The following is an 8,443-nucleotide window of genomic DNA, read 5'->3' on the forward strand; positions in this document are numbered from 1 at the left end:
GGAGCACCTAGGCTTGCTTAAGCTTCCTCTTCCAGTTCTTGGATCTCTTCCGTAGGGGTGTGTCCAGTCGCTTTGTCTTCCTCAATCTGAACTGTACCAGTAGGGTTGTAGTACCGGCGCACATCCCACTCAGTAATCCAACGGCGAATAATTGACCGCACGGTAGTTGTGCCGTAAAGAGGAGGGAGCTCAGACAGTGATGGCCGTACCCAATCAGGGTAGGCTTTCTGGTAGAGATCCGCCACCTTGTGCAACATCGCTTGAATGGCCACCTGAGCTTCCGAACAGGAACGGAGGGGGATAGCCCGCCGAATGGCCTCCATGCCGGCCCTTACAGCTTCCTCAGAAACATGCTTCTGGCGCGCCATCTCAGGTGCCTTCTCCCAATCCCCTTTTTCCTGCAAGATAGACTTCTCAAAGTCGCGGGTTACTGCTGCCACTAGAATTAGCGGAGCTGCTTTTAGTTCTTCAGGTAAAGTTTCCTTGCCAAACAAGTGGCCAAGAACGCGGTAGGACTTGACCCGCTGCAGGATGCTGTACTGTGCAATCAGCTCGATCTCATCCACCAAAACCACCAAGCCCCTGAGCCCTATGGCCCGACATAGCTGAGCAGAAAAAGCCAGGCGCTGCCAGTGCAGACTTTCCGCAGGAGGTAGCTTGCCGACGGAGTGAGCCCCTGCCAGACCGTGATCCCGAAGTCTCTGCCGCACCTCTGAGAGCCTCAGGGTGGGTTCACCGGCCCAAAAGCGGACAATAGCATCTAGTTTCTCATCGTCACCCTCTAGCCTTTGGTGTAAAGCTAGAGTAGCCGGCCACCAGCCCTCTCCAAATCGCCATTGGTTAACCCAAAGCTGGAACTCCTGGAAAGAAGGCTGTTTGTACTGCAGACGACCTGCAATGCCTTGGAGCCCGCGCTCAGCCATGTCAGGGAGTTCGATTTCGGCAAGGATGCGGGGAATTAGGCGACTAGGATTGCCAAGAGGCAGCTCTTTAGAGATGACAACCAGCGAGGTGGCAAAACCCTGCTTCTTTGCTTTTTCCTGCAGAGTTAGTAGAAGATGAGACTTACCAGTTCCAAAGTCCCCCTTCACGAGCATCCCCCCAGGCTCTAAGCTGGGGGCGTTGCATAATTCCCAAAACTTCTCTTCGACCTCTTGTTGCCAAGAGCCAAGTTCTGCAACTGCAAATGGATTGGGAACACCGTTTCGCAGCGCTTCAATCGCTCGTCGGGCTACAAGTGATGCGCTCATTGAAGTTGAACCATAGTTGTACAAGGATTGGGATAATTGGGAGAATATACCTCGTTCTCAATTCGAGTTTGCAAGGCCCGGTACTTATGGTAGGACAAAAGTTCTGATTCAATAAAGTCTAGAGGAGCCATGAAGATTAGGACTGTTTTCTCAAGCTTACTCTCTGCATCGATAAACTCTCGCAAGGTTTCGTAAAGCTCAATAATTTGCCTACGAGTGAAGATTGGACGTCCATTTTCTCTTCGCTCGTAGTAATGAAACAGACTGACAAGAATTGCTGTCCAACCGAGCTGGCGCGTGAAAAGCCTCAGAAAAGAAAGTAGGATCTCTCGAGAATTTGTCCTATCAATTTTTCGAAAAATAGCTGCCCCACGCACTTGACTAATAGATTTCAGTGTGCCTTTGAGCCACTCCTGAACCGCAAGGCACAAACCTTCTAGAGTGCCTGGACTTTGGAGAGGCTCGTAGATAAGACGGGAAATAGCCTTGCGAAAGTCGAGAGCCAGAGAGTAGTCCTGAAAAATCAGCTTCTTAATTTCTCGCTGGAACTGTATGTTGATCTCGCGGGCCTCAACTTGGTAAAGCTCTGCCAGTTCCTCTAAAGTGCAGTCTTGAAGTTCTGAGCTGGGGGAATATCCAATTTTTCTGAGAATGCTATAGCGCAGTTCTCTGGCAAAAGATTCCCAGTCTACCCTCTGAGCAAGGGCAAACCAAAAATTCTCAATTGAATGTAGATTGATGCGCTCTTCGCTTAGATCAAAAAGCCGAAAAGAAGAAAGAGATAGCTTTTCCTGAAGAGATTTGTAGAGGTGGGAGTAGGAATCTTTTGGGACGACAGCTAGCTTGACGGTTGCACCACCCGCAGGGATGAAGGATCCCAGGTAGTCTTTCTCAAGACAACGCAGCCATAAATCAAGCTGTAGACGACTCTGGGTTTCCCCACTCATAGACGCTCAAACTCCAAAAGATAGTAAATATGTTCCTCACCGCGTTCATCGCGAATGCGATAGCAGCGACCTGAGCGCGTGCCTGTAGATGCAGAGAAGATCAAGCGATAGCCATCCACATTGTTGATTGGGTTTCGATCTAGAAGGTAAAGATGTCGCGTAAATTCTGCTTCTGTGTAGTCTGAGTTATTGAGGTGGAGAACATCGAAGACATCTCGCGCAGCTACACTTATGGAGTTAGGCAGTTGCTCCACACGCTTTCTCAGGTAGCCTGACGCAATTCTTGCTGCCTTCCAAATGAGCTGAAGGACAGCCTGGGGATCAGTCTCTTTGCTCTTGGCGGCTCTTGCTCGCTTGATCGCCTCAGCAATAGCACTGGGCCGCTGGGATCGGAAAATCTTGCGGTCAATACGTACCCCCTCTCTGGCGAAGTGCACTAAGGCAGGAAAGGCCACAAAAATGTTGGGATTCTCGGTAGGAAGCCAGGGCTGGTCTACCCGTTCCCCCACTTCGCGGGCCAGGTCTTCGAGGGAGGAGGTGGACAAAGCTTGCTGGGCTTGTTCAAGAGCTCGCCTCACCAGCTCCACTTGGGAGAGAGCTTTGTTGAGGGCAGAGCCACAGCTTTCTACCTGGCGGTTTACTGCTTGGAGATCTCCCCTTCTGCTAGCAGCTTGGGCACTGCCTACCGCTTTCGTCACTTTCTTAGTTAGCTCAACCAAGCCGGCCAGCTCGCCGTCAAGAGCTTTGAAAGACTCTTCAAACATTTTTCTTCCAATTTTTTGACAAGGTAGCACTGCCAGGGAGTAAGATGCAAGACTCAGCCCCGCTTGGATTGCTCAGGGCATGCGCAGCTCCCCTTCCACCTCCAGGCGGGTGTAGGGGCCGACGGCGAGGAAGCGCTCCCCTAGCATTTCGGCAGCGGCAGGTTGGATCCAGCCCATGCGCTGCAGCAGGTGCAAAGCCAAGGCATATTTGGCCCGCGCGGCCCCATCCTGTACCTTGATGGCCAGGCCCATCCCCTCTCCGACGCGCCCAATGCACTGGATCCCTTCGGCGCCGGACTTGCTGACCAGCTCGCCTTGGGTGGCCCGCATCAATTCTGTGTCGAAACATCCCTGTCCGGCCACCATTTCCGGGTGGTGGGTCATGGCGCGGGCGATGGCCTCCAAGTCGGGCCGCTCGCCGGCAGTCAGTTGGGCATACAGGGAGGCCAAGTGGTTGAGTTGTAACTGGTAAGTGGGCACGCCGCAGTCATCGCGGGCAAACAAAAACTCTTCCGAGGGCATCTGCAATAGATCCGCCAACTTAGCCCGCACCAGGGCCTGAACGGGGTGTTGCCGCTGGGCGTAGTCCGGCAGGGTCCAGTTCTGGGCGCGGCTTGCTAGCAGCATGCCAGCATGCTTGCCGGAGCAGTTGTGGCACAGGGGGCTGGGCTTGCCGGGTGGGGTGGGGCAGACCAGCAGCTCGGGAGACAGGTCGGCGCGCCAGAGCATGCTGAACACCTGCCGCGCATGGGCCGTGGTGCCCTGATGGGATCCGCACATAATGGCGATATCCTTCTCGCTGAGGCGGTAGCGCTCGCGGATGCCGGTGGAGAGCATGGCCAGCGCTTGGAAGGGTTTGAGCGCAGAACGGGCAAAAACAGGGGTGGTGCTGTTGCCGGCCATGGCCAGGGAGCGCCCGCGGCTATCGGCCACGACCGCTTGGCAATGATGGATAGATTCGGTCAACCCTTCCCGCAAAACATGGATCAACAGTTCGGGGGTGGTGGAACGATTCTCAAATGACATGAAATCCTGGGAAAGGGCCGACGAGTCTGAAAAAAGGATGTGTACTTTAATCAAATCATACGCGCAGATGCGGCGCGAGACGTTGCCGGAACCTTTCTAAGTAGCAAAATAGAACAGTTGCCTCTGGATCCCTGACTTTTGCCATGTCCTCAGCTCCACTGGTGTTTTTGGTTTGTCACGGCAGCCGGGATCCGGAATACCAACAGGCGGCGGCGGATTTGCTGGCCCGCGTGCGGCAGCGGCTGGCTCCTCAGCCGGTGGAGCTGGCCCAGTTGGAAGGTCAGCCCCTGACCTTGGCAGAGCAGATTCACAGACAATTGGCCTCCTGTCTGGATAGAGTCGATGGGCCGGTGGTGCTGCTGTCACTGTTTATGGGCGGGGGATCCCATGTGGAGGAGGATTTGCCGGCTGCGGTGGAGCAGGTTCAAGCTCGCTGGCCGCGCCTGCAGTTGCTGCTGACGCCCCCCATCGGCCAGCACCCGGCCCTGCTCGATTTGGTGGCGGCTCGCGTGGTTGCGGCGCAGCGGTTGGGGGAACTGACCCACGGCTGGATCCTATTTGGCCATGGCAGCCGCCTGCCGGGATTTGCCGCCCAGCTCCAGGCCGGGATCCAAGCTCTGGAACAGCGCCTGCCCGGAATCCCCATCCACCTGGCTTTTGCCGCCCAGCCCCCGACACTGGAAGCGGCTGTAATCCATTGCCTGCGTCTGAGCCAGTATCGCCTGCGGGTGCTGCCGTTTTTTCTTTTTCCGGGCGGTCTGCTGCGCGCTTTACAAGAACAAGCTCAGCGGCTACAGCGAGAATGGCCCTTGCTGCAGATTACGGTGGAGCCGCCCCTCTGGCGGGATCCCCAGGTGGTACAGGCCATCCAGGAGACCCTGCAGACGGCCTGTCTGACCGGGAAGTAGGGTTGGTTGGTCAAAACTGTCCTGTTCCAGCAGAATAGATATTTCCGACAAGCTATTGGGATTTGAGATGGGCAAAGTGTATCTGGTGGGAGCAGGGCCTGGGGATCCGGGACTGCTGACGGTGAAGGGCAAAGCGCTGCTCGCCCATGCGGACGTGGTCATCTACGATGCCCTGGTGGGATCCCCCATTTTGGATCTGATCCCACCCACAGCAGAACGAATCTACGCCGGCAAACACTGCGGCGCCCATACCCTCCCGCAGGAGCAAATCACCGCCTTGCTGATCGAGAAAGCCCAGACGGCAGCCGTGGTGGTGCGCCTCAAGGGCGGGGATCCCTTCATCTTCGGGCGGGGGGGCGAGGAGATGCTGGCGCTGGTGCAGGCCGGGATCCCGGTGGAAGTGGTGCCGGGAATTACGGCGGGCATGGCCGCCAGCGCCTATGCTGGGATCCCACTCACCCATCGCGACCTCAGCTCCTCGGTTGCCTTCGTAACCGGCCATGAGGCGGTAGGGAAATACCGCCCCCAGGTCAATTGGCGTGCCCTAGCCGAGGCCGTCGAAACCTTGGTGATCTACATGGGTATGCACAACCTCGGCCACATCGCCGCCGAATTGTTGGCCGGCGGCAAAGCTCCCGACACCCCCGTTGCCCTGATCCGCTGGGGCACCACGCCGGAGCAAGAGATTCATCTGCTCCGTTTGGAGACTCTAGCCGGTCAGCCCTCGCCTGTAGCACCGCCCGCCATTGTCGTGGTGGGAGCGGTGGTCAATCTGGCCGGCCTGTTGCCCACTCTATGTCCGCTTGCCCCTTCAGAGCCTCAATGAACGCCTTTTTTCGCAAGCTGAGGGCGCTCTTTGCCGCCTACTACGCCTACATGCTGGAGTACCGGGCGGAGCTGATCCTGTGGGTGTTGGCCGGATCCCTGCCCTTGATCATGATGGGGCTCTGGAGCGAAGCCGCCCGTTCAGGAGATTTCTCGCTCTCTTCCCTGGAGTTCAGCCGCTATTTTCTGGCCGTGTTCCTGGTGCGCCAGTTCAGCATCACCTGGGTGATCTGGGACTTTGAGCGGGAGGTCGTCGAAGGCAAGTTATCGCCGCGTCTGTTGCAGCCTCTGGATCCCGCTTGGCACCACGTCGCCAGCCACCTGATGGAGCGCCTGGCCCGTCTCCCCTTTACCATAGCTTTGATTGCCTTCTTTTTCCTGCTCTACCCCCGTGCTTTTTGGATCCCGTCTTGGCAACAGGTGGCACTGGGATCCCTGGCCATTCTGTTGGCTTTTGCCCTGCGCTTTCTTATGCAGTACACCCTGGCGCTGCTGGCCTTTTGGGTGGAGCGGATATCGGCTCTGGAGCAGCTTCATTTCTTGGTGTACCTGTTTTTGTCGGGGGTGATCGCCCCTCTGGAGGTGTTTCCACCGGCGGTGCGCCAGGTCTTGGCCTGGACGCCCTTTCCCTACTTGGTACATTTTCCCGCCGGCCTCTGGGTGGGGATCCCACAAGATATCCCGCGCGGTTTTGCCATGGGCCTGGCCTGGCTGGGGCTGTTTTGGCTGGTCAACCGCTGGCTGTGGCGCAAGGGTTTGCAACGCTACTCCGGGATGGGAGCCTAAACAAACCTATTTCCCAGTCCGCCTGAGCCGGCAGCAAGACTGCTTCTGGAACGACTATTATGGGGCAGGGGTTAGTTGATCGCCAGCATCCTATCTGGACTTAAACTTGCGGCAAGAGGTGAATAGCGCCCTCAGATCATCTCTTTAGTCATTCCTCAACAGCCTCTCCCCCTAGTCATCATGAAGCGCGTATTGGTCGTAGATGACGATCCCCTCTCTTTAAAGGTGCTGAGCCGCCACTTGACTCAGCATGGCTATCGGGTTTGTACGGGCGCTTCGGGTGTAGAAGGGCTGCGCCTGTTTGCCCAAGAGCAGCCGGATGTGGTGGTGTCGGATGTGGTGATGCCGGAAATGGATGGCTTCGAGTTTTGCCGGCAACTGCGCCAACAGCGGGGCGGCGAACTCGTCCCCTTTATCTTCCTCTCCTCTCGCAGTGAGCTGGACGACCGTGTTCAGGGCTACGAGTGGGGAGCCGATGACTACATCATCAAGCCCTTCGAGCCGCTGGAGTTGGTGGCCAAAATCGAGGCGCAAATCGAACGAGCCCGCCGCACCCAGTTGGAGATTCTGCGCCTGATCCAGCAGCAGACCCAGGCCAAATCCGAAGCCGCCCCCCGCTCCAGCTTAGCCGAGCTTCCCCTCACCCCCGCCGAAGAGCGGGTGTTCCGGGAAGTGATCCGCGGCCTCACCAACAAGCAAATCGGCGAGAAGCTGTTCATTAGCCCGCGCACTGTGCAAACTCACCTGACCAACATCCTCAGCAAGCTTTCTCTGGAAAATCGCTCGCAACTGGTGCGCTTTGCCTACGAACGGGGCTACGTCCCCCAGGAAGAGTCGGGCGACAAAAAATAGGCTGGGAGAGAGAGGGATCCCTCCTAGGCCAGGTGGAGTCTCAAGACGGCAGGCGTTGCCCTGCGCACCCGGCAGGGAATTCGCTCCCTGCCTAAGCGAACAAATGCCTCGTAGCGGTGGCAGCCAGAGAACCCGTAGTACTCTCCCTCCACTTCCAAAACCTCGATCGGCTCCTGCAGGCCGATGGCTTCGATGGAAGCCATCAACGCCTGCACTTTCTCCGGATCCGTCTGCCGCGGCAAGGGGCGACGAATTTGGGCCAGGGGAATCTCCCGAATGTGCGCCATGGTGAATTTTCTCCCTAGGTAAGCTTCTTAATCATACTCATTATGACTTTGCTCTAGCAAGGCTTGCAGAGGGAGTGGATTCTCAGGGCAGAGCATGGCAGGATAGCACCATTCCTCACTGCCCTTTCGCTCAGGAGCCAACTTAGCCATGTGGCAACTCCTCCAAGCTTTCTGGGGAAAGATCGCCGGCCAGGCTCCCCCCGTACCCCCTGGCAAGGCCCCACAAACCTCCCCTGGCGAGATGCCGCTGCAGCCACCTTCTCCCTGCCCAGCAGAAGCCTCTCAGCCCACGCCGGAACCTTCCACTCCAGCAGTGGTTGGGCAAGGTGGGGAAGCGGCGGTGGTGATCGCTGCTCAGGAGCAATCCCCGGACTCTAATGCAGTGGAATTTCTCCTAGGCACCTCTACAGCCAAAAGCATCGGCAGCTTCTGGGCCATGGCCGATACGGGATCCCGGATTTCCCGCATTGCTTCCGCCACCGACAGTGGCCGTGCAGTCAGTTCTATTGCAATTCTCACTAGACTCTCCAGACCAGGCCTTGGCTGAGACCTGGGATCCCTGACCAGATGTCCCATCTTGCCATGGCTGCTGTTGCTCCCTGGCTGGGGTCAACGGCTGTCAGCGCCGGTTTGGAGAAGGTTGCAACACACAGCAGAGTAGCTTGGTAGTCCCGTACTCAGCGCTCGGCGCCGCTAGCGCGAGTAGTGCGGGGCGGAAAAGCCTTAGAGCAGTTTTAGCTGCTGTTCAACGTAAGGCGCGGGATTCCCCACCCGGGTGGGGAGGGATAGCGCCTCCTG

9 protein-coding genes are annotated in these 8,443 nt (G+C 57.3%); 4 read left to right on the forward strand and 5 right to left on the reverse strand.

All coding sequences use genetic code 11. The features are described 5' to 3' along the window. Positions 1 to 17: 17 nt before the first annotated feature. The 4 genes from NW852_RS08285 to NW852_RS08300 form a co-directional block, all read right to left on the reverse strand. Positions 18 to 1,274, reverse strand: coding sequence for a BREX system ATP-binding domain-containing protein (locus NW852_RS08285; protein WP_414398903.1), 1,257 nt, complete (start codon positions 1,272 to 1,274; stop codon positions 18 to 20). Then, positions 1,247 to 2,197, reverse strand: coding sequence for a hypothetical protein (locus NW852_RS08290; RefSeq protein WP_414371139.1), 951 nt, complete (start codon positions 2,195 to 2,197; stop codon positions 1,247 to 1,249). Before NW852_RS08290 ends, NW852_RS08285 begins: the two co-directional genes overlap by 28 nt. After that, positions 2,194 to 2,961: a hypothetical protein gene (locus tag NW852_RS08295; RefSeq protein WP_414371137.1), complete on the reverse strand. Its 768-nt coding sequence runs from the start codon at positions 2,959 to 2,961 to the stop codon at positions 2,194 to 2,196. Before NW852_RS08295 ends, NW852_RS08290 begins: the two co-directional genes overlap by 4 nt. A gap of 72 nt (positions 2,962 to 3,033) precedes the next feature. Beyond that, on the reverse strand, positions 3,034 to 3,987 hold the full coding sequence (locus tag NW852_RS08300) for an asparaginase (RefSeq protein ID WP_414371135.1): 954 nt from the start codon (positions 3,985 to 3,987) through the stop codon (positions 3,034 to 3,036). A 143-nt stretch (positions 3,988 to 4,130) separates the two neighbouring features. Between NW852_RS08300 and NW852_RS08305 the strand changes: the two genes are divergently transcribed. The 4 genes from NW852_RS08305 (at position 4,131) to NW852_RS08320 (ending at position 7,358) form a co-directional block, all read left to right on the forward strand. Further along, entirely contained in the window at positions 4,131 to 4,895 is a 765-nt protein-coding gene (locus tag NW852_RS08305) for a sirohydrochlorin chelatase (RefSeq protein WP_414426636.1), read from the forward strand. Positions 4,896 to 4,962: 67 nt separating this feature from the next. Then, positions 4,963 to 5,721, forward strand: coding sequence for a uroporphyrinogen-III C-methyltransferase (gene cobA / locus NW852_RS08310; RefSeq protein ID WP_414332467.1), 759 nt, complete (start codon positions 4,963 to 4,965; stop codon positions 5,719 to 5,721). Then, positions 5,718 to 6,506 carry an ABC transporter permease gene (locus NW852_RS08315; RefSeq protein ID WP_414371131.1) on the forward strand — a complete coding sequence of 263 codons (789 nt, stop codon included), beginning with the start codon at positions 5,718 to 5,720 and terminating at the stop codon, positions 6,504 to 6,506. The genes cobA and NW852_RS08315 overlap by 4 nt, the downstream gene beginning before the upstream one ends. A gap of 180 nt (positions 6,507 to 6,686) precedes the next feature. Next, entirely contained in the window at positions 6,687 to 7,358 is a 672-nt protein-coding gene (locus NW852_RS08320; protein ID WP_414366405.1) for a response regulator transcription factor, read from the forward strand. Between the two features lie 23 nt (positions 7,359 to 7,381). Here the strand turns inward: NW852_RS08320 and NW852_RS08325 are convergent, their stop codons facing one another. Beyond that, the gene (locus NW852_RS08325; protein ID WP_414366403.1) at positions 7,382 to 7,645 is read right to left on the reverse strand and encodes a ParB N-terminal domain-containing protein; all 264 of its coding nucleotides are present in this window, start codon (positions 7,643 to 7,645) and stop codon (positions 7,382 to 7,384) included. Positions 7,646 to 8,443 lie beyond the last annotated feature (798 nt).

The sequence above is a fragment of the Synechococcus sp. H60.1 genome (assembly GCF_047462335.1).
Classification (GTDB): Bacteria; Cyanobacteriota; Cyanobacteriia; order Thermostichales; family Thermostichaceae; genus Thermostichus.